The sequence below is a fragment of the Streptomyces sp. GB4-14 genome, from assembly GCF_022696125.1.
GTDB lineage: Bacteria > Actinomycetota > Actinomycetes > Streptomycetales > Streptomycetaceae > Streptomyces > Streptomyces werraensis.
This window is the reverse complement of record NZ_RZHO01000002.1, coordinates 2956318-2981741: the sequence shown is the minus strand read 5'-3', so window position 1 is coordinate 2981741 and position 25424 is coordinate 2956318. Positions and strand designations below refer to the sequence as shown.

Here is a 25424-nt window from a genome sequence, read left to right as displayed (position 1 = left end):
ACCCGGTGCACCGCGTCCATACCCGCGGCACGGATACACACCTCACGTTCACTTTCTGCCTCAACAGGCCGCTTCCGTACGCCCGTCGGGGCACCCTCACGCCCTTTTCCGCGTCCTCAAGACCGGGGCCGGTGTCCGACGTGACGCCGTCCCCCTCCCACGATCCACCCGGCCCAGGAGGAACCCTTGCCGTTAGCAGAGCCCCTGAGCGAACGGGACGACGCCCTGCGCCTGCTGGCCGAGCGGGGCGAACGCGCCCGTGCCGGCGCGGGCGGTCTCGTCCTGTTGCGCGGCGCCACCGGCACCGGACGCACCGCGCTGCTGGGCGCCGCCGCCGAGCAGGCGGCCGGGCAGGGGATGCGGGTGCTGCGGGCGCGCGTCACCCTGGAGGACGGCGGCGCCGAATGGGGCGTCGCCCGGCAGCTCTTCGGCGCCGACGCGGACCTCCTCCGGGAGCCGCCGGCGGCGGCGGGAACGTCCCCCGCCGAGCACCGGCGGACGCAGGGGGCGCTGCTGTGGCGGCTGCTGGAGACGTACGCGCGGCGCGGCCCGCTGTTCGTCGCGGTCGACGACGTGCACGCCGCCGACGCGGCCTCGCGCCGCTGGCTCACGGAGGCGGCCCGCCTCGTCGACGGGCTGCCCGTGCTGCTCGTGGTGACCGAGCGCAGCCAGTACGACATCGACCCGGCCGGGCACGGTCTCGCCCACGGGCTGTCCCCGGCCCTCGTCCACACCCACACCCTCGCCCCGCTGAGCGCCGGAGCCGCCGCGGATCTGGTGCGGGCCGCCTTCCCGGACGCCGAGCCCGGCCGGGTGGCGGACTGCGTGCGCGCGGGGGCGGGCAACCCGCTGCTGCTGCGGGCACTGCTGCACGACCTGTCGTCCTGGACGGCGTCCGCCTCGGAGTCCTCGTCGGCCGCGCTGCCCGACACCTGCGCCGCGCTGTATCCGGGGGCGTACCCGGACGTCGTCTCGTGGTGGCTGGCCGGCGCGGGCGGGGCCACGGCGCGGGTCGCCCGCTGCCTGGCCGTGCTGGAGAGCGGTGAGGCGGACCGGGCGGACGCCGCCCGCACCCCGGAGCGGGCGGGGGACGGCGCCGGGCCCCGGCGGGACTGGTGCCCGGGACACTGCCCCGACGAGCGCCGCGCCACCCAGGCGCGGACCGTCGCCCGCATGGCGCAGGCCGACCCGGACCGGGTGACCGGCTGGCTCACCGCGATGACCCGTCTCGGTCTGCTGCGGCGGGACACGGACGGACTCCACCGGTACGCCCATCCGCTGCTGCGGGACGCCGTGCTCAGCGGCTGGACCAGCGGGCGCCGCAGGGAGGCGCACCGGGCCGCCGCCGAGGAGCTGATGCGCGAAGGCGCGCCGGTCGGCTCCGTGGCCTGGCACCTGTACCACGGGGCCGCGGTGGCCGAGCCGTGGGCGGTCGACGTGCTGCTGGACGCGGCGGCCGAGGAGGTCCGCGCCGACCGGCCGCGCTGCGCGGCGGCGTTCCTGCGGCGCGCCCTGGACGAGCCGATGGAGCCCGTCCGCCGGGCCACCGTCCTCATCCAGCTCGGCTCCCTGGAATGCGCCGCTCATCCGTCCGGCGGACTGCCCCGGCTCGCCCAGGCCGTCCGGCTGCCCGGCGACTCACGGGACCGGCTGCGGGCGACGGTCGCCCTGGCCACCGCGATGGCCCGCAGCGGGGACGTCACGGAGGCGCGGCGGATGCTGCGGGAGGAGGAACAGCGGCTCGTGGGGCGTCCCGCTACGGTGCGGACGCTGCGCGCGGTCGCCGTGCTGCTGTCCGACGCCACCCCGCACGCGGTGCGCGCGGGCCAGGAGCCGCCCCCGCCCGGGCCGGACGGTGGCGGGCCCGACCTGCTGGACGCGGCGCACCGCATGCTGGCGGTACGGCACGGGGCGACGGCCGGGCTGATCTCCGCGCGGGAGGCGATGGAGCGGATCCGCGTGCTCTCCGAGGGCCCGGCCGACCCGGTCGCCGTGCCGTTCCTGTACGGCATGGCCGCGCTCGTGGCGCAATGGGCGGACGAGCTGGACGAGGCCGAGCGGCTGGTGCGGCGGGCGCTGGACCCGCTGGCGTCGTTCCTGCTGCACCCGATGCACCACATCCTCACCGACATGCGGGTGGACGTCGCGGCGGCCCGCGCCGACTGGGACGCCGTCCTGGCGGAGCCGCACGCCCGCACCGCGAGGATGTGGTCCTCGGGGCCCGGCCCCACCAGCGCGCACACCCAGGCCGTGATCGCGCTGGTGGAGACGGGGCGGCGGGAGGAGGCCGCACGGCTGGTGGACGGCTTCGACCTGCGGACCGCGCCGGACTCCTGGCGCACGCACCGCTTCCTGTACGCGCGGGCGGTGCTGCGGGCGGCGTCCGGGCAGCCTGATCGGGCGCTGGAGGACTTCCTGGAGTGCGGGCGGCGCCAGGCGTCCCGGGAGGCGCACCTGTCCGTGCTGTCGCCGTGGCGGGTGGGCGCCGCCGAGTGCCTTCTCGCGCTGGGCAGGCCGCACGAGGCGCTGGCGCTGGCGGAGGAGGAGACCCGGCTCGCCGAGGTGTGGGGCACGGCGCGGGTACGGGGCCGGGCGCTGCGGACGCTGGGAGAGGCGACGGGCGGCCGGCGCGGTCTGCGGCTCACGGCGCGGGCGGTCGGACTGCTGCGGGCGGCGCCGGGCGGGGCCGAGCTGATCGCCGCGCTGATCGCGCACGGAAGGCTGCTGCTCGCGTTTCGGGAGCGCTCCCAAGCACGGGAGGCGCTGCACGAGGCGGTGGAACACGCGGAGCGTCTCGGCGCGGTGCGGCTGCGCCGTGTGGCGGAGGACCTCCTCCACGAGGGCGGCGCCCGCCGCCCCGGCGCCCCCCGCACGGGCCCGGAGGCCCTGACCGACAGCGAACGCCGCATCGCCGGTCTGGCGGCCGAGGGCCGTACCAACGCGGAGATAGCGGCCGCACTCCACCTGGCCCGCCGCACGGTGGAGACCCACCTGACGGCGGCCTACCGCAAACTGGGCATCACCCGCCGCACGGAACTTCCTGCGGCCCTCCCCCCGGCCCCGTACGGCCCCGCGGCCCGTGCCGGCTGACGGGGTCCGGAAACGGCGGAGGGGCCGCCCTTACGGGCGGCCCCTCCGCTGCGCGGCGTGGGTTACTTCACGGGCTCCGGCTCAGGCGCCGGCTCCGACTCCTCCTCGCCCGCCGGGTCGATCGGGGTCTTGACCGACTCCAGCAGAAGCTGGGCCACGTCGACGACCTGGGTCGACTCCTTGGCCTTGCCTTCGTTCTTCTTGCCGTTGACCGAGTCGGTCAGCATGACCAGGCAGAACGGGCAGGCGGTGGAGATGATGTCCGGGTTGAGGGAGAGGGCCTCGTCGACGCGCTCGTTGTTGATGCGCTTGCCGATCCGCTCCTCCATCCACATCCGGGCGCCGCCCGCGCCGCAGCAGAAGCCCCGCTCCTTGTGGCGGTGCATCTCCTCGTTGCGCAGGCCCGGGACCTTGCCGATGATCTCGCGCGGAGGCGTGTAGATCTTGTTGTGGCGGCCCAGGTAGCACGGGTCGTGGTAGGTGATGAGCCCTTCGACCGGGGTGACCGGGATGAGCTTGCCCTCGTCCACCAGGTGCTGGAGCAGCTGCGTGTGGTGGATGACCTCGTAGTCGCCGCCGAGCTGCGGGTACTCGTTGCCGAGGGTGTTGAGGCAGTGCGGGCAGGTGGCGACGATCTTCTTCGCCGACCTGGGCTTGCGCGACTCCTCGGTCACCTTGCCCTCGTCGTCCGTCTCCTCGCCGAACGCCATGTTCAGCGCCATGACGTTCTCCATGCCGAGCTCCTGGAACAGGGGCTCGTTGCCGAGGCGGCGGGCGGAGTCGCCGGTGCACTTCTCGTCGCCGCCCATGATCGCGAACTTGACGCCCGCGATGTGCAGCAGCTCCGCGAAGGCCTTGGTGGTCTTCTTGGCGCGGTCCTCCAGGGCGCCGGCGCAGCCGACCCAGTACAGGTACTCGACCTCGGACAGGTCCTCGATGTCCTTGCCGACGACCGGGACCTCGAAGTCGACCTCCTTGGTCCACTCCAGGCGCTGCTTCTTCGCCAGGCCCCAGGGGTTGCCCTTCTTCTCCAGGTTCTTGAGCATCGTGCCCGCCTCGGACGGGAACGCCGACTCGATCATCACCTGGTAGCGGCGCATGTCGACGATGTGGTCGACGTGCTCGATGTCCACCGGGCACTGCTCGACGCAGGCGCCGCAGGTGGTGCAGGACCACAGGACGTCCGGGTCGATGACGCCGTTCTCCTCGGCGGTGCCGATCAGCGGGCGCTCGGCCTCGGCGAGGGCGGCGGCGGGCACGCCGGCCAGCTGCTCCTCGGACGCCTTCTCCTCGCCCTCCATGGTCTTGCCGCCGCCGGCCAGCAGGTACGGGGCCTTGGCGTGCGCGTGGTCGCGCAGCGACATGATCAGCAGCTTCGGGGAGAGCGGCTTGCCGGTGTTCCAGGCGGGGCACTGCGACTGGCAGCGGCCGCACTCGGTGCAGGTGGAGAAGTCCAGCAGGCCCTTCCAGGAGAACTGCTCGACCTGGGAGACGCCGAAGACGTCGTCGTCACCGGGGTCGGTGAAGTCGATCGGCTTGCCGCCGGAGGTCATCGGCTGCAGGGCGCCCAGCGCCGTGGAGCCGTCGGCGTTGCGCTTGAACCAGATGTTGGGGAAGGCGAGGAAGCGGTGCCAGGCCACGCCCATGTTGGTGTTGAGCGAGACGACGATCATCCAGACGAACGACGTCCCGATCTTGATCATCGCGGTCAGGTAGACCAGGTTCTGCAGCGTCCCGACGGACAGCCCGTCGAAGGCCTGCACCAGCGGGTACGACGCGAAGTACGACGCCGAGTAGCCGTCGACGTGGTGCAGGGCGCCCTCGAGGCCGCGCAGCACGTAGATGGCGAGGCCGATGGTGAGGATCACGTACTCGACGAAGTACGCCTGGCCGGCCTTGGAGCCGGTGAAGCGGGACTTGCGGCCGGGCCGGGACGGCAGGCTGAGCAGACGGATCACGATGAGCACCGCGATGCCCAGGACCGTCATGACACCGATGAACTCGATGTACATCTCGAACGGCAGGAAGTCGCCGATGACCGGGAGCACCCAGTCGGCCTGGAAGAGCTGGCCGAAGGCCTGGGCGAGGGTCGGCGGCAGGGTCAGGAAGCCGACGGCGACGAACCAGTGGGCGATGCCGACGATGCCCCACCTGTTCATGCGGGTGTGGCCGAGGAACTCCCGCACCAGGGTCACACTGCGCTGGTAGGGGTTGTCGGTCCGGGTGCCTGCCGGGACCGGCTGGCCCAGCTTGAAGTACCGGACGAACTGGCCGATCGCGCGTGCGAGCAGCGCAACGCCGACCACGGTCAGGACCAGCGACACGATGATCGCGGCGAGTTGCATGGGGGCTCCTCGGGCCTGCGAGGGGTTCAGGGGGCGGTTTGTCGGGGGGTTCACCGGGGTGTGCCGTCCGGCTTCCGTTCGGCTTCCCCGAGATTACTAAGCGGTAACTTATGCAGTTCGTCTGAGACTACCCCCATCTCAGGCCGCACTGTAGCCGGGCGCGGGGTGATCTGAATCGCTGAGGGTTGCCTATGCGGGCGAGGTGTGCACGCGCGCCGTGCGCCCGTGGGGGGTGCTCGGTGAGGGCCTCAGGGACCGTCCCGGATGGCGTCCGGGATCCGATCGTGTTATTCACGCCAAATCAGTCGATACGCACCTAACTTATATCCGTGCTCTACGGGATCGCCGCCGCCGCCACCGCACTGCTGCTCTCCGCCCTCCTCACCGGGGTGCTGCGGACCCCCGCCCTGCGTCTCGGGATCACCGACCGCAGGCGGCGCCGGCCCCTGCCGCTGTCCGGGGGAACGGCCGTCGCGCCGGCCACCGTTCTGGTCGCGGCAGGCGCCGACGCCGCCGGGCTGCTGCCGCTGGGCGCCGGGGTCGGCCGATTGGTCGCGGCGGCCGGCTGTGTCGCCCTGCTCGGGCTGGCGGCCGACCTCCGGCGGCTGCGGTGGTGGGTCGCGCCGGCCGGCACGGCGGTCGCCGCGGCCTTCGTCGTGCCGTACGAGGAGACCGGCGTGGTCGCCGGAGCGGCGGCGGTGGCGTGGATCGCGGTCGCGACCACCGCCTTCCGGGGGCTGGACCACGCCGACGGGCTGGCCGGCGCGATCGGCGCGGTGGGCGCGTTCGGGGTCGCCGCGTGCGCCACGGCCGAGCTGATGGACGGTCTCGCCGCCCTGCTGGGCGTGCTGGCGGCCGCGCTCGCCGGGTTCCTGCTGCACAACTGGTTCCCCGCGCGGGCGGGCCTGGGGGCGGCCGGCGCGCTGTTCACCGGATTCCTGCTGGCCTCGTCGGCGGTCTTCGTGCGGGCGGGGCAGGGAATGGGAGCCGGGGCGGCCGTGCTGTACGCGCTGACGGCGATCGCGTGTGCGGACGCGGTCCTGGTGGTACTCGGCCGGCTGCTCGACCGCCGGGCGGTCACCCGGGGGCGTCCCGACCATCTCGGGCACCGGCTGCGGCGGCTGGGGCTCGCGCCCCGCGCGGTGCCGGTGCTGCTGGGCGCCGGGTCGGCGGCAGGGGTGCTGGTCGCGGTGTGCGTGCACACCGGCAGGCTGTCCGCCGGGGCGGCGTGGTGGGTCGCGGTGGCCGCCGCGGTGCTCGTCCTGATGCTCGTGAGGCGTCCCGTCACCCCCTATTTTCGTCCGCGTCAACGTGTCGCCAGCGCGTCGTCGCAGGTCAGCGAGCGGTTGCGTGTAAGGAGCGGATAAGAGTTGAGTCTGCTCGACTCAGCTCTGTTGACCCGACGGCGGCCGTCATGCATGCTTGAGTCTGTTCCACTCAAGTCAGCTGGAGGAATCGAAATGGCACGTGCGGTCGGCATCGACCTGGGCACGACTAACTCCGTCGTCAGCGTTCTGGAGGGCGGCGAGCCCACCGTCATCACCAACGCCGAGGGCGCCAGGACCACGCCTTCCGTCGTCGCCTTCGCCAAGAACGGTGAGGTGCTGGTCGGTGAGGTGGCCAAGCGCCAGGCCGTGACCAACGTCGACAGGACCATCCGGTCGGTCAAGCGCCACATGGGCACCGACTGGAAGATCAACCTGGACGGCAAGGACTTCAACCCGCAGCAGATCAGCGCCTTCGTGCTGCAGAAGCTGAAGCGGGACGCCGAGGCGTACCTGGGCGAGAAGGTGACCGACGCGGTCATCACCGTCCCCGCGTACTTCAACGACGCCGAGCGCCAGGCGACCAAGGAGGCCGGCGAGATCGCCGGTCTGAACGTGCTGCGCATCGTCAACGAGCCGACGGCCGCCGCCCTGGCGTACGGCCTCGACAAGGACGACCAGACGATCCTCGTCTTCGACCTCGGTGGCGGTACCTTCGACGTCTCCCTCCTGGAGATCGGCGACGGTGTCGTCGAGGTGAAGGCCACCAACGGTGACAACAACCTCGGTGGTGACGACTGGGACCAGCGCGTCGTCGACTACCTGGTCAAGCAGTTCCAGGCCGGTCACGGCGTGGACCTGGCCAAGGACAAGATGGCGCTGCAGCGTCTGCGTGAGGCCGCCGAGAAGGCGAAGATCGAGCTGTCCTCGTCCACCGAGACCTCGATCAACCTCCCCTACATCACCGCCTCCGCCGAGGGCCCCCTGCACCTCGACGAGAAGCTGACCCGCGCCCAGTTCCAGCAGCTGACCGCGGACCTGCTCGAGCGCTGCAAGACCCCGTTCAACAACGTGATCAAGGACGCCGGCATCTCCGTCAGCGAGATCGACCACGTCGTCCTGGTCGGCGGTTCGACCCGTATGCCCGCCGTCGCCGAGCTGGTCAAGGACCTGACCGGCGGCAAGGAGGCCAACAAGGGCGTCAACCCGGACGAGGTCGTCTCCATCGGCGCCGCGCTCCAGGCCGGTGTCCTCAAGGGCGAGGTCAAGGACGTCCTCCTGCTCGACGTCACCCCGCTGTCCCTCGGCATCGAGACCAAGGGCGGCATCATGACCAAGCTGATCGAGCGCAACACCACGATCCCGACCAAGCGTTCCGAGATCTTCACGACGGCCGAGGACAACCAGCCGTCGGTGCAGATCCAGGTCTACCAGGGCGAGCGCGAGATCGCGGCGTACAACAAGAAGCTCGGCATGTTCGAGCTGACCGGTCTGCCGCCGGCGCCGCGCGGCGTCCCGCAGATCGAGGTCTCCTTCGACATCGACGCCAACGGCATCATGCACGTCACGGCGAAGGACCTCGGCACCGGCAAGGAGCAGAAGATGACCGTCACCGGCGGTTCGTCGCTCCCGAAGGACGAGGTCGAGCGCATGCGCCAGGAGGCCGAGAAGTACGCGGAGGAGGACCACGCCCGCCGCGAGGCCGCCGAGACCCGCAACCAGGGCGAGCAGCTCGTCTACCAGACCGAGAAGTTCCTCACGGACAACGCGGACAAGGTGCCCGGCGAGATCAAGACCGAGGTCGAGGCCGCCGTCGCCGAGCTGAAGGAGAAGCTCAAGGGCGAGGACACCGCCGAGATCCGCACGGCCACCGAGAAGGTCGCCGCCGTCTCGCAGAAGCTGGGCCAGGCGATGTACGCCGACGCCCAGGGCGCGCAGGCCGCGGGCGGCGCCTCCGCCGGCGCGGGTGAGGCCAAGGCCGACGACGACGTCGTCGACGCCGAGATCGTCGACGAGGACCGGAAGGACGGTGCGGCGTGACGGAAGAGACCCCGGGCTTCGACGAGCAGCAGCCCGATGTCCCTTCCGGCGCACCGTCCGACGACGCCGAGCCGCAGGCCGCCGCTCCCTCTCCCGAGGACGAGGCGGCCCCGGCCGGGGACACCGAGCAGAACGCCGCTCTGGTGGCCCAGCTGGACCAGGCCCGCAGCGCGCTGAACGAGCGCACCGCGGACCTCCAGCGCCTCCAGGCCGAGTTCCAGAACTACCGCCGCCGTGTCGAGCGGGACCGGGCAGCCGTGAAGGAGACCGCCGTGGCGAATCTCCTGACCGAACTGCTGCCCGTGCTCGACGACATCGGCCGCGCCCGTGAACACGGCGAGCTGGTCGGCGGCTTCAAGTCGGTCGCGGAGTCGCTGGAGACCACGGCGGCCAAGCTGGGCCTCCAGCAGTTCGGCAAGGAGGGCGAGCCCTTCGACCCGACGATCCACGAGGCCCTGATGCACTCCTACGCGCCGGACGTCACCGAGACGACGTGCGTGGCGATTCTGCAGCCGGGGTACCGCATCGGCGAGCGCACCATCCGCCCCGCGCGGGTGGCCGTCGCCGAGCCGCAGCCCGGCGCGCAGACGGCCCTGCCGGCCGAGGAGGGCACCGAGGCGCAGGCCGACGGGGAGAACAAGGAGAACGGTGGCCCGGAGGAGGGCTGACGTTATAGCTGACGCAGGGAAGGAGGGACGTCGGGGATGAGCACCAAGGACTTCATCGAGAAGGACTACTACAAGGTCCTCGGCGTCCCCAAGGACGCCACCGAGGCCGAGATCAAGAAGGCGTACCGGAAACTCGCCCGCGAGTACCACCCGGACGCCAACAAGGGGAACGCCAAGGCGGAGGAGCGGTTCAAGGAGATCTCCGAGGCGAACGACGTCCTCGGCGACCCCAAGAAGCGCAAGGAGTACGACGAGGCGCGCGCCCTCTTCGGCAACGGCGGGTTCCGCCCGGGGCCGGGCGCGGGCGGCGGCACCTTCAACTTCGACCTCGGCGACCTCTTCGGAGGTCAGGCCGGCGGCCAGGCGGGCGGCTTCGGCGGCGGCCTCGGTGACGTCTTCGGGGGCCTGTTCAACCGGGGCGGCCCGGGGACCACACGGACCCAGCCGCGCCGGGGCCAGGACATCGAGTCCGAGGTGACGCTGAGCTTCACCGAGGCCATCGAGGGCGCGACCGTCCCGCTGCGGATGTCGTCGCAGTCGCCCTGCAAAGCCTGTTCGGGCACCGGCGACAAGAACGGCACACCGCGCGTGTGCCCGACCTGCGTCGGCACCGGACAGGTGGCGCGGGGCTCCGGCGGCGGCTTCTCGCTGACCGACCCCTGCCCGGACTGCAAGGGCCGCGGCCTGATCGCGGAGGAGCCCTGCGAGGTCTGCAAGGGCAGCGGGCGGGCCAAGTCCTCGCGGACGATGCAGGTGCGCATCCCCGCGGGCGTCAGCGACGGCCAGCGGATCCGGCTGCGCGGCAAGGGGGCGCCCGGCGAGCGGGGCGGCCCCGCGGGCGACCTGTACGTCGTCGTGCACGTCGGCGCCCACCCGGTGTTCGGCCGCAAGGGCGACAACCTGACGGTCACGGTGCCGGTGACGTACCCCGAGGCGGCCCTCGGGGGCGAGATCCGGGTCCCGACGCTGGGCGGTCCGCCGGTGACGCTGAAGCTGCCGCCGGGCACACCCAACGGGCGCACCCTGCGCGCCCGCGGCAAGGGCGCGGTCCGCAAGGACGGCACCCGCGGTGATCTGCTGGTCACCGTCGAGGTGAGTGTGCCCAAGGACCTGTCGGGGAAGGCTCGTGACGCCCTTGAGGCGTATCGCGAGGCAACCGCGGACCAGGATCCGCGGGCGGAGCTGTTCCAGGCCGCGAAGGGAGCTTGATGCGATGGACGGCCGTCGACGCAACCCGTACGAACTGACCCAGGACACCCCGGTCTACGTCATCTCGGTGGCGGCCCAGCTCTCCGGGCTGCACCCGCAGACGCTGCGTCAGTACGACCGTCTGGGACTTGTGTCGCCGGACCGTACGGCCGGCCGGGGCCGTCGCTACTCGGCCCGTGACATCGAACTGCTCCGTCAGGTGCAGCAGTTGTCGCAGGACGAGGGCATCAACCTGGCCGGAATCAAGCGCATCATCGAACTGGAGAACCAGGTCGCCGCCCTCCAGGCCCGGGTGGCCGAACTGGAGGACGCGCTCGACGGCGCGGCGGCGGCCATGCGTCAGCGCGAGGCCGCCGTGCACGCCTCGTACCGCCGTGACCTGGTGCCTTACCAGGAGGTGCAGCAGACCAGCGCGCTGGTGGTCTGGCGCCCCAAGCGCCAGCAGCAGTCCGACTGACGGCGCGCGAAGGCGAAGAGGGGCCCGTGGGTTCGCAGAACCCACGGGCCCCTTCTCTTATCCACGAGCACACCTGTGGCTATGGTATGCCTGCGTGTCCAGGTGATCCCCTCGGCGTGTCCGCAGGACTTTCACGAGTTCAGCGCACCGTGTCGTGTTCATCTCGTTAAGTGGCTGCCTCTTGACGCGATGGTCGCCGAAGCGTTGGCTTTTCAGTCACATGGGCCGCAAAGCTGTGCCCACGTCCAAAACGCACCTGAAGTGAGCCCTCGCATGCGTCGTATCGCCATATCCGTGGCCGCCGTGTCCATGTCCGTCACGCTCGCCGGCTGCGGCATGCTCGACGCGACAGGGAGCAGCGACGACGCCGGCCCGGTCAAGGGCGACGACATCACGGTGGGTCTGCTCCTCCCGGAGAAGGCCAACACGCGCTACGAGCAGTTCGACTACCCCATCTTCAAGAAGAAGGTGGAGGCGCTCACGGACAACAAGGGCAAGGTCGAGTACGCCAACGCCGAAGCGGACGCGGACAAGCAGGCCGACCAGATGCAGCGCATGATCGAGAAGAAGGTCGACGTCATCGTGCTGGACGCGGTGGACTCGCACGGCATCGCGGAGAGCGTCTCCAAGGCGAAGGAGGCCGGCATCCCGGTCATCGCCTACGACCGGCTCGCCGAGGGCCCGATCGACGCGTACATCTCCTTCGACAACTCCCTCGTCGGCGAGGTGCAGGGACGCTCCCTGCTGGAGGCGCTCGGCGGCGACCTGAGCATCACCGACAAGATCGTGATGATGAACGGCTCGTCCACCGACCCCAACGCCAAGCAGTTCAAGGCCGGTGCGCTGTCCGAGCTCAAGGGCAAGGTCACCATCGCCAAGTCCTTCGACACCAAGGACTGGGACCCCAAGAACGCCGAGAAGAACATGAAAGAGGCGATCAGCGAGATCGGCCTGGAGAACATCGAGGGCGTGTACTCCGCCAACGACGGCATGGCGGGTGGCATCGTCAAGGCGCTGCGCGCCGCCGGCGTGACCAAGCTGCCGCCCATCACCGGCCAGGACGCGGAACTCGCCGCGGTGCAGCGGATCGTGACCGGCGAGCAGTACATGAGCGTCTACAAGTCCTACCCCGAAGAGGCCGAGAACGCCGCCGAGATGGCCGTGGCGAAGGTCCAGGGCCGGGACATCCAGTTCGACGCGCTCACCCGTGACCGCGTCGACAGCCCCACCGACCAGGACATCCCGGCGCAGCTGGTGCCGGTGGTCGCGCTGACCCAGGACAACCTCGAGGACACCGTCCTCGCCGACGGCTTCTACGAGGTGTCCGACATCTGCGCCGGCGACTTCAAGGACGCCTGCGCGGAGATCGGGCTCAAGTAACCCCCGTACGTCTCCGTACGAATCCGGCCACCGGCCGGCCCCCGGGCCGGTGCGGTGGCCGGTCCCGTGTTGCACAGCAGGTTCCGGCCGCGCATAGTTGCGCTGCGGAAAGACGCTGAACCGGGGGTGGGATGGGCGATGGCCGGGCACGGGGCGGACGAGCATCCGCACGGTGCTGACCGACTGTGCGAGGCCGGGGACCGCGTGTACTCCCGGGCCGTACGGCGCGGACGGCTGCCGCGCCGGGAGGCCGAGCGGGTGCCCTGCCTGCTGGAGCTGGCCCTGCTGCACCCCGACCCGGACGACATGGACTGGCTGGTCCCCACCTCCCCGCAGGAGGTCATGACCCGGCTGCTGCGCGGCATGTACGACGAGGTGAGGGCGAGTCAGCGCCGGGTCGGCTCGGCGGTCGCCGCCTTCGAGTGGTACGCCGGTCTCGGCCGCCAGGTGCCGGCCCCGGGCGGGCCTTCGGAGGGCCCCGCGATCCGTGTGCTGGACGGACTGGCCCGTATCCAGGCCGCGATGGACGAGGCGACGCAGGCGTGCACCACGGAGGTGCTCACCGTCCAGCCCGGTGGCATCCGGCGCGAGGCCGAGCTGTCGGAGGGCCTGCACCGGGCGATGGCGCTGCGCGGGCGGGGCGTGCGGATGCGGGACCTGTACACCCATGTCGCCCGGCACGGGCACGGGCTGCTCAGCTATCTGGAGCTGATGGGCGACGCGGTGGAGGCGCGCACGCTGGACGAGGTCATCGAGCGGTTGATCCTCTTCGACCGCACGGTCGCCTTCATCCCCGCCAACGCCGAGCGCACGATGGCTCTGGAGCTGCGCCATCCGGCGCTGGTGGAGTACCTGGGCACGGTCTTCGAGCGGCTGTGGCGGCTCGCCATCCCGCTGACCGCGCCGCTCCCCGACACGGGCATCGAGGGCATCTCGCACCGCGAGCAGTCCATCGCGGCGCTGCTGGCGGAGGGCCACCAGGACGCGGTCATCGCGGAGCGCCTGGGCATCAGCGTCCGCACCTGCCGCGCCCACATCGCCCGCCTGTCGGAGACGCTGGGGGCGGCGAGCCGCACGCAGCTGGGAGTGCGGATCGCACAGGCGGGGCTGGACAAGCCCCGGGGCCCCGCGGTCACTGTGTCCGGTCGAGAATCCCGGACTGCCCGATGAGGTAGCCGAGCTGGGCCCGGCTCTGACTGCCCAGCGTCGCGGCGAGCTTGGCGATGTGGACGCGCGCCGTGCGGATGTTCATGCCCAGCCGGTCGGCGATGACGGCGTCGGTGTGCCCCTCGACCAGCAGCCGTGCGATGGCCCGCTGCCGGGCCGTCACACCGCCCAGGGAGGGCGGCTGGACGGTCTGGGGGTGCATGGGGGTGGCGAGCCGCCAGAAGCGGTCGAACATGTTCACCAGATAGCCGACGACCGCCGTGTGCCGGACCTCCAGCGCGATGTCGGAGTTCCCGTCGTCGTCCCCGGGGATGAAGGCGACCGTGCGGTCCACGATGATCATGCGGCCGGTGACCTCGTCCATGGTGCGGGCCTGGGCGTCGCCCCTCAGCTGCTCGTACCGGGCGACGACCAGGGGGATGTGCCGCTGCGTGTGCGGGTAGATCACGCGGATCCTGCCGCCCCGGTCGAGGAACTGCTGGTCGCGGACCATGGCGGCGGCCTGGGCCGTCCTCGCGTACTCGGACGTCTGGTAGTTGTTCGGCGGCTGGATGCAGAGAACTTCCCGCGTGCCTTCCACCAGTGCCTGCGCGATGGCTCCGTTGATCCGTTCCAGGCCGCTGAGCAGGGAGAGCGTGGGCGTGCTCGCCTCTCCGTCCGGCCCGTCGCCGGAGCCCATGAGCGCCTGGAACGTCTCGGCCAGCCACTCCTCCCGGCGCCGTTCCGCCGCTATGCGTTCCCCGGAGCGGCGCAGCAGCCGTTGCAGGGCGACCGCGGGGGGCAGCGGCTCCAGGGTGCCCAGGTCGTCCACAGCGGGCCGCAGCAGGCCCAGGTCGACCGCGCAGGGCGCCGTCCGGCCCTCGTCCGCGTCCAGCCGCCCCTCACGCAGCGCCCGCTCGTACAGCCCGGTCCCCGCCGGGCACAGCTCGTCCGCTCCGTGCTCCACGTGCGGGGCGCCGGTCACCGGGGTCCGCCGTCCTGGTCGAGGATCCCGGACTGGGCGATGAGATAGCCCAGTTGAGCGCGGCTGCCGCTGCCGAGTGCGGTGGCCAGCTTCGCTATGTGGGCGCGGCACGTGCGGACGTTCATGCCGAGGCGCCGGGCGATCGCCTCGTCGACGTGCCCTTCCACGAGCAACTTGGCGATGGAGTGCTGGATTTTGGTGATGCCGTCGGGCGCCGTCTCGTAGGGAGCGCCGGCGGTCAGCGGAACGGCCCGGTTCCACATGAACTCGAAGACCTTGATCAGGTAGCGCACCAGCCCCGGGTGGCGGAGCTCCAACGCCACCTGGCGGTCTTCCCTGATGGGGATGAAGGCGACGCTCTCGTCGCAGATGATGAGCCGTTCGACGAGCTCGTCGATGGTGCGGTACTCCACCTTGCCGTCGGTGAAGTGGTCGATGTAGGCGAGCCGGTCCGGACTGAAGCGAGCCGTGTGCTGGTAGAGGGTCCGTATGCGTACCCCGCGCTCGATCAGCGGCCTGTCCCGCTCCAGCGCCTCCAGCAGCCGGTTCTCGGGACGGCGGTGGGCGCTCGGCTGCACCGTGAGCATCTCGGAGTGGCACTGGGAGATCGCCAGGTCGAGCGCGGAGTTGATGCGGTCCAGGCCCTCCAGCACGGTGATGGAGTGGGTGGGGCTGGTCTCCTGCGTGGTGATGTCCATGAACGGTTCGAAGGCCTCGGCGAGCATGATGGACATGCGCCGCTGCTCGGTGATCTCGCGTTCGATGGGGTTGAGTCGCTGGGCCAGGGCCACCGAGGGAGGGACGGGCCGCAGCCGCGTCGGGTCGTCGGGGTCCGGGTGGAGAAGGGCCAGTTCCATCAGGCAGGGAGCCGGCTCGGCGTCCGTGCGCGAGATGCGTCCGGCGCGGAGGGCGTCCGCGTAGAGGCGGCTCCCCTCCGGGCACAGCTCGGTCACCGAATGGGGATGTGTCGCCTTAGTCCCATTTGTAGCCAAATCTCCACCCCCCAGGGTCCTGAACGTGCAGGAACATGATGCACCGATTGTGTGGCCATGACGTGCCTGAATGAGCCATCGTCTTATCTGACGGGGGAAGAGGGGACCTTCAAGTGAGGACGAAGCCGACTATGCGTAAGAGAATGCTTCGCTCGGTGCTTGTCGCCGCCTTCTCCGCCGTTGTGGCCTTCGGCACCCTGGCCGGCCTCTCCGACGCGGAGAGCGACGCACACCATGTGGGCAGCGCTCTGTCTTCCCAGTCCGTCGACCAAGAGCCGCTGGCCTTCCCGGCCGACAGCACCTGGGACTGATGATGACCACACCACCCGACGACCGTTCGTTCCGGCGCGAGATGGCGACCGCCTACCGGTCCGGATGGCACTTCATCGACCTGGTCACCGCCATCCCCCACAGCGGCGACTCGTTGATGGTGACCGTCTTCGGTGAGCCCGTGGTCGTCACCCGCGACGAGGACGGCGACGTGCGGGCCTACCGGTGCCTGCGCCGGCCCAGGGGCGCGCCGAAGCCCGTCCGGTGTGCCATCCGGTACGGCATGATCTTTGTGAACCTGGACCAGCGGGACCACCGGCAGGTGGAGCCCGACTCCCTGGTCCCCCGGACCATCTCGGCCACCCCCCGCAGTGCCTGACGCGATTCCCCCGTCGTAAAAGATCGCGCAGGTGCTTCCCCCCGCAGCGGCGTCACCGTGACCTGAACACGGTGACGCCGCTGCAGTTTTGGGCGACATTTCCGGGTATCCGCCGGGTCGGGTGATGGCCGGAAGCCGTCGTGTCGCGGTGGTGATCACACCACTGCTCACCCGCGTCCCATCGCCCGCGTGAGCGCGATCTCGATGACGACCCGGTCCGGGTTGGGCCCCGGCATCCGCCCGTACCGCTCCGCGTACCGCTCCACCGCGTCCTGGACGCGGTCCGGCTCCGTGCGCACCCGCGCGCGTCCCTCCAGCGTCGCCCACCGGCGGCCGTCGACCTGGCAGACCGCGACGGGCGCTCCCTCGTCCCCGGCCGCCCGGACATGGCGGACCTTGGCGCTGCTCCGGTTGGTGATCACCCGGGCGAGCAACTGCCCGGGGTCGTAGGTGACCCCGACGGGTACCAGATGCGGGGTGCCGTCCGGGCGGAGCGTGGTCAGTGTGCACAGGTGCCGCTCGCGCCAGAAGCTGAGATAGGAGGCGTCCGGATCGCCCGGATCCACCGAATACGTGAGGGTCATGCCCCGGAACTTAGCCCTGAAGCCCTCGCGGGAACTACCTTGAGTGGAATAGACTCAAGTTTGTGGACGTTGGCGGAGTCAGACAGACGGACGCCGAGGGTCACCGAAGGGCACCAAGGAGGAGAACGGACACGTGGACGCCGAGCTGACCAACCGGAGCCGGGACGCACTGGCCGCCGCCGGCAACCGGGCCGTGACCGAGGGGCACCCCGACCTCACCCCCGCGCACCTGCTGCTCTCCCTGCTCGCCGGGCAGGAGAACGAGAACATCACGGACCTGCTCGCCGCGGTCGACGCCGACCAGGCCGCCGTACGCGCCGGGGCCGAGCGTGTCCTCGCCGGGCTGCCGAGCGTCACCGGATCCACGGTGGCGCCGCCCCAGCCCAACCGTGAGCTGCTCGCCGTCGTCGCGGACGCGCAGTCCCGCGCCCGGGAGCTCGGTGACGAGTACCTGTCCACCGAGCACCTGCTGATCGGCATCGCCGCCAAGGGCGGGGCCGCCGGGGAGGTACTGTCCCGGCAGGGCGCCACCGCGGACAAGCTGCAGGAGGCCTTCCAGAGGGCGAGGGGGACGCGCCGGGTGACCACTCCCGACCCGGAGGGCCAGTACAAGGCCCTCGAGAAGTTCGGCACCGACCTGACCGCCGCCGCCCGCGAGGGCAGGCTGGACCCCGTCATCGGACGGGACCAGGAGATCCGGCGGGTGGTGCAGGTGCTGAGCCGCCGTACCAAGAACAACCCCGTGCTGATCGGTGAGCCGGGCGTCGGCAAGACCGCCGTCGTCGAGGGCCTCGCCCAGCGGATCGTCAAGGGCGACGTGCCCGAGTCGCTGAAGAACAAGCGGCTGGTCGCGCTCGACCTCGGCGCGATGGTCGCGGGCGCCAAGTACCGCGGCGAGTTCGAGGAACGCCTGAAGACCGTGCTCGCGGAGATCAAGGAGTCCGACGGGCAGGTCGTCACGTTCATCGACGAGCTGCACACCGTCGTGGGCGCGGGCGCCGGCGGCGACTCCGCGATGGACGCCGGCAACATGCTGAAGCCGATGCTGGCGCGCGGCGAGCTGCGCATGGTCGGCGCGACCACGCTGGACGAGTACCGCGAGCGGATCGAGAAGGACCCGGCGCTGGAGCGGCGCTTCCAGCAGGTGCTGGTCGCCGAGCCGTCCGTCGAGGACTCCATCGCGATCCTGCGCGGCCTCAAGGGCCGCTACGAGGCGCACCACAAGGTGCAGATCGCCGACAGCGCCCTGGTCGCCGCGGCCACTCTCTCCGACCGGTACATCACCTCCCGCTTCCTGCCGGACAAGGCCATCGACCTGGTCGACGAGGCCGCCTCCCGGCTGCGTATGGAGATCGACTCCTCGCCCGTCGAGATCGACGAGCTGCAGCGCGCCGTGGACCGGCTGCGGATGGAGGAGCTGGCGATCGGCAAGGAGACGGACCAGGCGTCCAAGGAGCGCCTGGAGAAGCTGCGCCGCGACCTCGCCGACAAGGAGGAGGAGCTGCGCGGTCTCACCGCCCGCTGGGAGAAGGAGAAGCAGTCCCTCAACCGGGTCGGTGAGCTGAAGGAGAAGCTGGACGAGCTGCGCGGCCAGGCCGAACGCGCCCAGCGCGACGGCGACTTCGACACCGCCTCCAAGCTGCTCTACGGCGAGATCCCGGCCGTCGAGCGCGACCTGGAGGCCGCCTCCGAGGCCGAGGAAGAGGTGGCGAAGGACACCATGGTCAAGGAGGAGGTCGGCGCGGACGACATCGCCGACGTCGTCGCCTCCTGGACCGGTATCCCGGCCGGACGTCTGATGGAGGGCGAGACGCAGAAGCTGCTGCGCATGGAGGACGAGATCGGCAAGCGGCTGATCGGGCAGTCCGAGGCCGTGCGCGCCGTCTCCGACGCGGTGCGGCGTTCGCGGGCGGGCGTCTCCGACCCCGACCGGCCCACCGGCTCCTTCCTGTTCCTCGGCCCGACCGGTGTCGGCAAGACGGAGCTGGCCAAGGCGCTCGCGGACTTCCTCTTCGACGACGAGCGGGCGATGGTCCGCATCGACATGTCGGAGTACAGCGAGAAGCACAGCGTCGCCCGTCTGGTCGGCGCGCCCCCCGGCTACGTCGGCTACGAGGAGGGCGGCCAGCTCACCGAGGCGGTGCGGCGCCGGCCGTACAGCGTGGTGCTGCTCGACGAGGTGGAGAAGGCGCACCCGGAGGTCTTCGACATCCTGCTCCAGGTGCTGGACGACGGCCGCCTCACCGACGGCCAGGGCCGCACGGTGGACTTCCGCAACACGATCCTGGTGCTGACGTCCAACCTGGGCAGCCAGTACCTGGTCGACCCGGTCAGCTCCGAGACGGAGAAGCGGGAGCAGGTGCTGGAGGTGGTCCGGGCGTCGTTCAAGCCGGAGTTCCTCAACCGCCTGGACGACCTGGTCGTCTTCTCCGCGCTCACCAAGGCCGAGCTGGAGCGGATCGCGGGGCTCCAGATCGCGGCGCTCGGGCGGCGGCTCGCCGAGCGGCGGCTCACCCTGGACGTCACGCCCGAGGCGCTCCAGTGGCTGGCCGAGGAGGGTCTGGACCCGGCGTACGGCGCACGGCCGCTGCGTCGGCTGGTGCAGACCGCGATCGGCGACCGGCTCGCCAAGGAGATCCTGTCCGGAGAGATCAAGGACGGCGACACGGTCCGGGTGGACCGCTTCGGGGACGAGCTGATCGTCGGCCCCGCCACGGGCAAGACACTCTGAGTCACGATTCCGGTTGCCGGGCCCGACGTGACGTGCGGATCTCCCGCGCGCACGTTGGGCCCGCGGCCTTTCCGGGTACCCCGGACCTGACCGGATCGAGTCAGCCCTCGGCTGACAGGCCCGTCGGGGCTTGCCACCCCCCTCCCCGCATGGGGGAGGATGGCGGGATCCGTACGAAGGGAAATTCACGGTGACCATCGACCCGTCCTCGATTCCGAATTTCGGGGGCCAGCAGCCCGAGCCGCAGCCCCAAGGACCGGCGGGCCCCGTCGTCCCGGATCAGGACCTCGTGAAGCAGCTCCTCGACCAGATGGAGCTGAAGTACGTCGTCGACGACGAGGGTGACCTCGCGGCGCCGTGGGAGCAGTTCCGCACGTACTTCATGTTCCGTGGGGAAGGCGACCAGCAGATCTTCTCCGTCCGGACGTTCTACGACCGGCCGCACCAGATCGACGAGAAGCCCGCGCTGCTCGAGTCCGTCGACGACTGGAACCGCCGCACGCTGTGGCCCAAGGTGTACACGCACACGCATGACGACGGCACGGTCCGTCTCATCGGTGAGGCGCAGATGCTGATCGGCATGGGCGTCAGCCTGGAGCACTTCGTCTCCTCGACGGTCAGCTGGGTGCGGGCGGCCATCGAGTTCGACAAGTGGCTCGTCGAGCAGCTCGGCCTGGAGCAGGAGATCAACGACGCGGACAAGCCCGACGACGACGCGTAAGCGCCCTCGCGCGCGAGCGGCGGCGCCGGCCAGGCGCGCGCCGTAAGGGAGCCCAGCCCGGCCCGGAGGCCGGCCCAGGTGGCCGGTCGCGGTGCCGGGCTCTCTCGTGCCCGTTTCCGGTGACTGTCCAGGCCCCCGCAGCCCGCCGTGGGGTCAGCCGCGCGTCGGCGTGCTCCTGACCGTGCGGGCGAGGCGTCCGATCAGCACGGCGTTGACCAGGCCGGCCAGGACCACGCCGGCGGTGAAGACCAGCGTGCCCAGCCAGGGGAGCGAGTACTCGGCGGGCGCCGACACCGCCACGGCGAGGAAGCTGAGCGGCGCCGCCGCGATGAGGGGCCAGATACCCGCGAACCCGGGGTCGGGCGACAGCAGCACGGCGTACAGGAAGGTGCCCAGGGCCGCCGCGACCACGGCGACGTAGACCCGCGCGGGCCAGTTGTCCACGGCGGCCGCGAGCAGCGCCCGTCGCGGGCGCGGCGAGGGCGCCCCGTCCGGTGCCCGGTCCGGTCTGCGGGCGAGCGCGCCGAACGCGGCTGCGTTCACCAGGGCGCACAGCAGCAGCCACCCGCCGTACAGCACGGCCGCCGCCACCTCGGCCGCCCCGCCGCCCGCCGCACCGGCCCCGACGGGCAGGAACACGGGCAGGAAGGAGAGCGGCGCGGTGAGCAGCGACGGCGCCATGGCGTACGGGCTGTCGGGGGCGAGGAACAGCACCACGACGCCGAGGGCGACAAGGCCCAGGTAGGCGCGGGCGGGCAGGCTGTCCGTGGCGAGTGCGAGGAGGCGCCGCGGGCTGAAGCGGGGAGAGGTCGGCATCGAAGGCCCTTCCTGAGCCGGTACGGGTCGGTGATCACCACGGTGACGGGCGGGGCCGTGCCCCGGCATGAGTACCGGTACTCACTCACCGGCGCGACGGCACTCACCCTTGTCTCCGTCGGGGCCGGGCCGTCCCCTCCAGCGCGCACTCCGCCCACACCGTCTTGCCCACGGGCTCCCGGGGCTCCCAGCCCCAGCGCTCGGCCAGGACGTCCACCAGCAGCAGGCCCCGGCCCGACTCGCCCTCGGGCGGGACCAGGGGGGTGGCCAGGGGAGGCCTCTTGTCCGCGGCGGCGTCCGCGACCTCCGCGCGGACCAGGCCCGCCGTCTCGTCGAGCACGAGCCGCACTCCGAAGTCCCGGCCCGGCACACGCCCGTGCCGCACGGCGTTCGCCGCCAGCTCGCCGACGACCAGGGCGAGCGTGCACGACACGTCCGACGCCGGCGGGTGGCCCCACTCCTCCAGACACCGCACGGCGAACCGCCGGGCGAGCCGCGCGCCGTGCGGGGAGGAGGGGAACTGTGCGGTGGCCGTCGGCAGTTCCCGGTCCTGGGCGATGGTTCGTGTGAGCACGGCGTGTTCCGTCCTTCTCCGTCGAGCCGGTGATTTCGCGTTGTGTACGACTTGTCACTTTCCGTGGTCAGGATCCGTCATTCCGGCCTACGCTCAACAGGGGGAGCGGGCTTACCATTCAGGCCATAAGGAACGGAAGTGACGCTTTGGCCAACGGAATTGACCCCAGTGCGTCGATGGCCGCGCTGTTCGGCGCGCGGGTGCGGAGACTGCGGACGGCGGCCGGACTCACGCAGGCCGAACTCGGCGCGCTGACCCACGTGGTGAGCACCCGGATCACCCAGATCGAGCGGGCGTCGGGGGCGAAGCCGACGCTGGAGCTGGCCCGGTCGCTGGATGCGGCGCTGGGCGCGGACGACCTGCTGGTCGAGCTGTGGCCGTACGTGTACCGGGAGGCGTTTCCGGACTGGTCGCGGAAGTTCATGGAGTACTCGGAGCGGGCGGTGGCCGTTCGCCAGTACGCGGCCCATGTGGTGCCGGGTCTGTTGCAGACGGAGGACTACGCGCGGGCTGTGCTCAAAGTCGGCCGAACGCTCAGCAACGAGGAGCAGTTGCGGGAGCGTGTCGCCCTCCGCATGGGACGACAGGAACGCCTCAGCACACCGGATCGGCCGGAGCTGTGGGTCGTACTCGACGAGGCGGTGCTCCGGCGCCCGGTCGGCGGGTCACCGGTGATGCGCGAACAGTTGGCGCGGCTGCTCGCTTCAGGGGCGGAGCCCCACATCACCGTGCAAGTACTGCCGTTCGACCAGGGGGAGCACGAAGTCATGGGCGGCTCGTTGACGGTCCTCACCATGCCGGACGGCAGGGAGGTCGCCTACACGGAAGGCGCGCACCACGGCCAACTCGTCGAAGAACCGGACGAGGTCGCGAGTCTCGCGCTGACCTACGATCGGCTGCGGGCGGCAGCTCTGCCCCCGCTCATGTCGCTCGACATGATCCGATCCGTGAGGGAGGACAACCACCGTGGAGCGAACGTCCCGTCCCGATCTGAGCGTCGCCGTGTGGCGCAAGAGCAGCTACAGCAATCAGGAAGGGGGCGACTGCGTGGAGGTGGCCGACGGCCTCCCCGGCCTCGTCCCCGTCCGTGACAGCAAGGCCCCGCAGGGGCCGACCCTCTGCTTCCCGGCCGCCTCCTGGGCCGCCTTCATGGGCGACCTGAAGTCCCGCCGTCCCTGAGCGGAGCGGCCCACCGCTTCCTCGTCCGCGAGGGTCCGGTGGGCCGCTGACCTCCCCAAAGAACCGGGTGAAAGAACTACCCGCCCGCCCACCCTCCCCGCCGGACGGCGCGCTTCACTCGTGCGGGTGACCGGCTTGCGGGTGCGGGACACGGGCCGTTACGTTCGCCGCGACAACCGCAAAAAGTGACGGCCCCCGGCCGGGACTGGCATCCCGAACGAGGGCCTGACCGATCAGGAAGTAGCGCCTTCCCGATGGCTGACCCGCAGTCTAACGCGCGCCTGCGCGCCGACGCCGGTGCTCCGCGCTCCGGTGTGATCCACGTCCGCACCCGTCTCACGGCCGACTTCACCGTGGTCGCCAACGCCCTCGCGCAGCGGCGCGGCAGCGCGGTCACCGTCGGCGTCGCGGTGTACATCCTGTCCCTCCCCAGCGGCACCCCCGTGACCATCGCCGCCCTGTGCGCGCACTTCACCGAGGGAGAGATCCTGATCTCGCGGGCGCTGAGGGAGCTGGAGGCGGCCGGATACCTGGAGCGCCGCCGCGAGCGCACGCCGTCCGGGCAGATCCGTACGCGGACCTACTTCTACGACGTCCCCGGCGGGACCCCGGAGCCGGACCCGGAAGGCCCGCCGGAACCCCCTGTGCCGCCCGCAGCGGACGAGCCCCCCGCCGTGGCCGCGCGGGAGGAGCCGTCGGTGGCGCTCGCCGACGCGGACCCGGAGGCCGTCGCCGTCCTGGCGTCCCTCCGGCACGCCGATGCACGCCTGGTGCTGTCCGAACGGGAGGCCGTGCGGCTGGCGCCCGCCGTCACCGCGTGGCTGGCGGCAGGTGTGGCACCCGCCCAGATCACCAGAACGCTGACGACAGGGCTCCCCGACCGCTTCCTGACCCGCCCGGCGGGCCTTCTCGCCTTCCGCCTCCGCGAGACCCCGCTCCCCGCCCCGCCGCCCCCGGCACCGGCCGCCCGCCCGGCCGTGCCGCCCCTCCAGACCTGCGACGGCTGTGACCGCGCCTTCCGCGCACCCGGCCCCGGCCACTGCCGCGACTGCCGCTCGGCCCGGACGGGGCTGCCGGCCGCCGCCTGACCTCTCGGTCCGGCAGTTCAGCGAGTGCCCGCGTTCTTGAGGCGCGCCGCGGCCTCCTCCAGCACGTGACGCCGCTTGCAGAAGGCGAAGCGGACGAAGGACGCGCCCATGTCCCGGTGGTCGTAGAAGACGGCCGTGGGGATGGCGACGACGCCCGCGCGTTCCGGGAGGGCGCGGCAGAAGGCGACGCCGTCGGACTCTCCGAGGGGGCGGATGTCGGCGGTGATGAAGTAGGTGCCGGACGGGCGGTAGACGGTCAGCCCGGCCTCCTCGAGACCCGCCGCGAGGACGTCCCGCTTGGCGAGCATGTCCGCGCGGAAGCCGGTGAAGTACGACTCGGGCAGGGCGAGCGCCTCGGCGACCGCGTACTGGAAGGGGCCCGCGGAGACGTAGGTGAGGTACTGCTTGGCCGAGCGGACGGCCGTGACCAGTTCCGGTGAGGCGGTGATCCAGCCGACCTTCCAGCCGGTGAAGGAGAAGGTCTTGCCCGCGCTGGAGATGGTGACCGTGCGGTCCCGCATACCGGGGAAGGACGCCAGGGGGATGTGCTCGGCGCCGTCGAACACGAGGTGCTCGTAGACCTCGTCCGTGACGACGAGAAGGTCCCGCTCGACGGCCAGCTCGGCGATCGACGCCAGCTCCTCACGGGTGAGGACCGTGCCGGTCGGGTTGTGCGGGGTGTTGACCAGCAGCAGCCGGGTGCGGTCGGTGACGGCGTCGCGCAGCTCGTCGAGGTCGAGGCGGAAGCGGCCCTCGCCGGGGCGGAGCGTGACGGGGACGCGGGTGCCGCCGGCCATGGCGATGCAGGCCGCGTAGGAGTCGTAGTACGGCTCCAGCGCGATCACCTCGTCGCCCGGCTCGACCAGCGCCAGCAGGGAGGCGGCGATCGCCTCGGTGGCGCCGGCGGTGACCAGCACCTCGGTGTCGGGGTCGACGGACAGGCCGTACCGGCGCTGCTGGTGCGCGGCGACCGCGGTGCGCAGCTCGGGGATGCCGGGGCCCGGCGGGTACTGGTTGCCGCGCCCGTCCCGCAGCGCCCGCACGGCGGCCTCCCTGACCTCCTCGGGGCCGTCGGTGTCGGGGAATCCCTGCCCGAGATTGATGGCCCCGGTGCGCAGGGCCAGCGCCGACATCTCGGCGAAGACCGTCGTCCCGAACTCCGCGAGCCGACGGTTGAGAAGAGGACGATCACTGGAGGTCATGCGGGCCATCCTCCGCCGGATCGGGGACGTCCTCAACTCGCCCGCACCGACGCGAGCGTGTGAAACCTCTGGAGTTGCTCAACTCTGCTTTGGCCGGGAAACGGGGAGGGCATGTCCCGGTCACACCGTGAGCCGGGCACCCACGGGGGATGCCATGGGGGATCACGGGGGGACACGGAAGGAGGGTGACGCCATGATCGTCGGCATCATCCTGGTCGGCGGGTTCGTCCTGCTCGTGACGTTCGCGGTGCGGGCGTCCCGGGGCTCCGGAGCGGGGTCGAGGCGCCGAAGCGGCTACTCCGG

22 protein-coding genes are annotated in these 25424 nt (G+C 71.5%); 15 read left to right on the top strand and 7 right to left on the bottom strand.

The genetic code is table 11. From position 1 onward, the window contains the following. Nucleotides 1–186 precede the first annotated feature (186 nt). Nucleotides 187–3090, top strand: coding sequence for an AAA family ATPase (locus ELQ39_RS14725; protein WP_242592154.1), 2904 nt, complete (start codon nt 187–189; stop codon nt 3088–3090). A 62-nt stretch (nt 3091–3152) separates the two neighbouring features. Here ELQ39_RS14725 and ELQ39_RS14720 read toward each other — a convergent pair whose 3' ends face one another. Further along, nucleotides 3153–5435 (bottom strand): (Fe-S)-binding protein, encoded by a 2283-nt coding sequence (locus ELQ39_RS14720; RefSeq protein ID WP_190004632.1) that lies wholly within the window; start codon nt 5433–5435, stop codon nt 3153–3155. A 329-nt stretch (nt 5436–5764) separates the two neighbouring features. On the opposite strand from ELQ39_RS14720, the gene ELQ39_RS14715 reads away from it, so the two are divergent. From ELQ39_RS14715 to ELQ39_RS14685, 7 genes are all read left to right on the top strand, one after another. Continuing rightward, entirely contained in the window at nt 5765–6802 is a 1038-nt protein-coding gene (locus tag ELQ39_RS14715; protein ID WP_242592153.1) for an undecaprenyl/decaprenyl-phosphate alpha-N-acetylglucosaminyl 1-phosphate transferase, read from the top strand. Between the two features lie 93 nt (nt 6803–6895). Next, nucleotides 6896–8740 carry a molecular chaperone DnaK gene (gene dnaK, locus ELQ39_RS14710; protein ID WP_006134637.1) on the top strand — a complete coding sequence of 615 codons (1845 nt, stop codon included), beginning with the start codon at nt 6896–6898 and terminating at the stop codon, nt 8738–8740. Then, entirely contained in the window at nt 8737–9408 is a 672-nt protein-coding gene (grpE, locus tag ELQ39_RS14705; protein ID WP_190004634.1) for a nucleotide exchange factor GrpE, read from the top strand. Before dnaK ends, grpE begins: the two co-directional genes overlap by 4 nt. 36 nt (nt 9409–9444) lie before the next feature. Beyond that, nucleotides 9445–10617 (top strand): molecular chaperone DnaJ, encoded by a 1173-nt coding sequence (gene dnaJ, locus ELQ39_RS14700; protein ID WP_190004635.1) that lies wholly within the window; start codon nt 9445–9447, stop codon nt 10615–10617. 4 nt (nt 10618–10621) lie between these two features. Then, nucleotides 10622–11074 carry a heat shock protein transcriptional repressor HspR gene (locus ELQ39_RS14695; RefSeq protein WP_006134641.1) on the top strand — a complete coding sequence of 151 codons (453 nt, stop codon included), beginning with the start codon at nt 10622–10624 and terminating at the stop codon, nt 11072–11074. 273 nt (nt 11075–11347) lie between these two features. Then, entirely contained in the window at nt 11348–12454 is a 1107-nt protein-coding gene (locus tag ELQ39_RS14690) for a substrate-binding domain-containing protein (protein WP_225625607.1), read from the top strand. Nucleotides 12455–12592: 138 nt separating this feature from the next. Continuing rightward, complete coding sequence (locus ELQ39_RS14685; protein ID WP_190004637.1) at nt 12593–13624, top strand: helix-turn-helix transcriptional regulator; 1032 nt, start codon at nt 12593–12595, stop codon at nt 13622–13624. On the opposite strand, the gene ELQ39_RS14680 is transcribed toward ELQ39_RS14685, so the two are convergent. Further along, nucleotides 13587–14585: a LuxR C-terminal-related transcriptional regulator gene (locus ELQ39_RS14680; RefSeq protein WP_242592152.1), complete on the bottom strand. Its 999-nt coding sequence runs from the start codon at nt 14583–14585 to the stop codon at nt 13587–13589. The two genes, ELQ39_RS14685 and ELQ39_RS14680, sit on opposite strands and share 38 nt — an antisense overlap. Further along, the gene (locus ELQ39_RS14675; protein ID WP_190004639.1) at nt 14582–15577 is read right to left on the bottom strand and encodes a helix-turn-helix transcriptional regulator; all 996 of its coding nucleotides are present in this window, start codon (nt 15575–15577) and stop codon (nt 14582–14584) included. The genes ELQ39_RS14680 and ELQ39_RS14675 overlap by 4 nt, the downstream gene beginning before the upstream one ends. Nucleotides 15578–15732: 155 nt before the next feature. On the opposite strand from ELQ39_RS14675, the gene ELQ39_RS14670 reads away from it, so the two are divergent. Further along, nucleotides 15733–15888 carry a hypothetical protein gene (locus ELQ39_RS14670; protein WP_190004827.1) on the top strand — a complete coding sequence of 52 codons (156 nt, stop codon included), beginning with the start codon at nt 15733–15735 and terminating at the stop codon, nt 15886–15888. 2 nt (nt 15889–15890) lie between these two features. Then, complete coding sequence (locus tag ELQ39_RS14665; RefSeq protein WP_190004640.1) at nt 15891–16226, top strand: hypothetical protein; 336 nt, start codon at nt 15891–15893, stop codon at nt 16224–16226. 167 nt (nt 16227–16393) lie between these two features. Here ELQ39_RS14665 and ELQ39_RS14660 read toward each other — a convergent pair whose 3' ends face one another. Further along, a complete protein-coding gene (locus tag ELQ39_RS14660) occupies nt 16394–16810 on the bottom strand; it encodes a pyridoxamine 5'-phosphate oxidase family protein (protein WP_190004641.1) in 417 nt (138 codons plus the stop codon). A gap of 133 nt (nt 16811–16943) precedes the next feature. Between ELQ39_RS14660 and clpB the strand changes: the two genes are divergently transcribed. Beyond that, nucleotides 16944–19541, top strand: coding sequence for an ATP-dependent chaperone ClpB (gene clpB / locus ELQ39_RS14655; protein WP_242592151.1), 2598 nt, complete (start codon nt 16944–16946; stop codon nt 19539–19541). Between the two features lie 190 nt (nt 19542–19731). Next, complete coding sequence (locus ELQ39_RS14650) at nt 19732–20262, top strand: YbjN domain-containing protein (protein WP_033274795.1); 531 nt, start codon at nt 19732–19734, stop codon at nt 20260–20262. A 153-nt stretch (nt 20263–20415) separates the two neighbouring features. On the opposite strand, the gene ELQ39_RS14645 is transcribed toward ELQ39_RS14650, so the two are convergent. Further along, nucleotides 20416–21078, bottom strand: a complete 663-nt coding sequence (locus tag ELQ39_RS14645) for an SCO4225 family membrane protein (protein WP_242592150.1) — start codon at nt 21076–21078, stop codon at nt 20416–20418. Between the two features lie 103 nt (nt 21079–21181). Continuing rightward, the gene (locus tag ELQ39_RS14640; RefSeq protein ID WP_225644580.1) at nt 21182–21652 is read right to left on the bottom strand and encodes an ATP-binding protein; all 471 of its coding nucleotides are present in this window, start codon (nt 21650–21652) and stop codon (nt 21182–21184) included. Between the two features lie 176 nt (nt 21653–21828). Here ELQ39_RS14640 and ELQ39_RS14635 point away from each other — a divergent pair, with 176 nt between their 5' ends. The 3 genes from ELQ39_RS14635 (at nt 21829) to ELQ39_RS14625 (ending at nt 23919) form a co-directional block, all read left to right on the top strand. Continuing rightward, nucleotides 21829–22743, top strand: coding sequence for a helix-turn-helix domain-containing protein (locus ELQ39_RS14635; RefSeq protein ID WP_242592149.1), 915 nt, complete (start codon nt 21829–21831; stop codon nt 22741–22743). Next, on the top strand, nt 22700–22831 hold the full coding sequence (locus ELQ39_RS14630) for a DUF397 domain-containing protein (RefSeq protein ID WP_225625603.1): 132 nt from the start codon (nt 22700–22702) through the stop codon (nt 22829–22831). Before ELQ39_RS14635 ends, ELQ39_RS14630 begins: the two co-directional genes overlap by 44 nt. A gap of 254 nt (nt 22832–23085) precedes the next feature. Then, nucleotides 23086–23919 (top strand): hypothetical protein, encoded by an 834-nt coding sequence (locus ELQ39_RS14625; protein WP_242592148.1) that lies wholly within the window; start codon nt 23086–23088, stop codon nt 23917–23919. A 17-nt stretch (nt 23920–23936) separates the two neighbouring features. On the opposite strand, the gene ELQ39_RS14620 is transcribed toward ELQ39_RS14625, so the two are convergent. Then, the gene (locus ELQ39_RS14620; protein ID WP_242592147.1) at nt 23937–25130 is read right to left on the bottom strand and encodes a pyridoxal phosphate-dependent aminotransferase; all 1194 of its coding nucleotides are present in this window, start codon (nt 25128–25130) and stop codon (nt 23937–23939) included. Nucleotides 25131–25424 lie beyond the last annotated feature (294 nt).

Excerpts from the sequence above, each read along its gene's own strand:
- ELQ39_RS14665 (WP_190004640.1), top strand. The coding sequence starts at position 15,891 with ATGACCACACCACCCGACGACCGTTCGTTCCGGCGCGAGATGGCGACC.
- ELQ39_RS14690 (WP_225625607.1), top strand. The coding sequence starts at position 11,348 with ATGCGTCGTATCGCCATATCCGTGGCCGCCGTGTCCATGTCCGTCACG.
- ELQ39_RS14620 (WP_242592147.1), bottom strand. The coding sequence starts at position 25,130 with ATGGCCCGCATGACCTCCAGTGATCGTCCTCTTCTCAACCGTCGGCTC.
- ELQ39_RS14635 (WP_242592149.1), top strand. The coding sequence starts at position 21,829 with ATGGCCGCGCTGTTCGGCGCGCGGGTGCGGAGACTGCGGACGGCGGCC.
- ELQ39_RS14685 (WP_190004637.1), top strand. The coding sequence starts at position 12,593 with ATGGCCGGGCACGGGGCGGACGAGCATCCGCACGGTGCTGACCGACTG.
- ELQ39_RS14625 (WP_242592148.1), top strand. The coding sequence starts at position 23,086 with ATGGCTGACCCGCAGTCTAACGCGCGCCTGCGCGCCGACGCCGGTGCT.
- dnaJ (WP_190004635.1), top strand. The coding sequence starts at position 9,445 with ATGAGCACCAAGGACTTCATCGAGAAGGACTACTACAAGGTCCTCGGC.
- ELQ39_RS14695 (WP_006134641.1), top strand. The coding sequence starts at position 10,622 with ATGGACGGCCGTCGACGCAACCCGTACGAACTGACCCAGGACACCCCG.
- ELQ39_RS14660 (WP_190004641.1), bottom strand. The coding sequence starts at position 16,810 with ATGACCCTCACGTATTCGGTGGATCCGGGCGATCCGGACGCCTCCTAT.
- dnaK (WP_006134637.1), top strand. The coding sequence starts at position 6,896 with ATGGCACGTGCGGTCGGCATCGACCTGGGCACGACTAACTCCGTCGTC.
- ELQ39_RS14645 (WP_242592150.1), bottom strand. The coding sequence starts at position 21,078 with ATGCCGACCTCTCCCCGCTTCAGCCCGCGGCGCCTCCTCGCACTCGCC.
- ELQ39_RS14720 (WP_190004632.1), bottom strand. The coding sequence starts at position 5,435 with ATGCAACTCGCCGCGATCATCGTGTCGCTGGTCCTGACCGTGGTCGGC.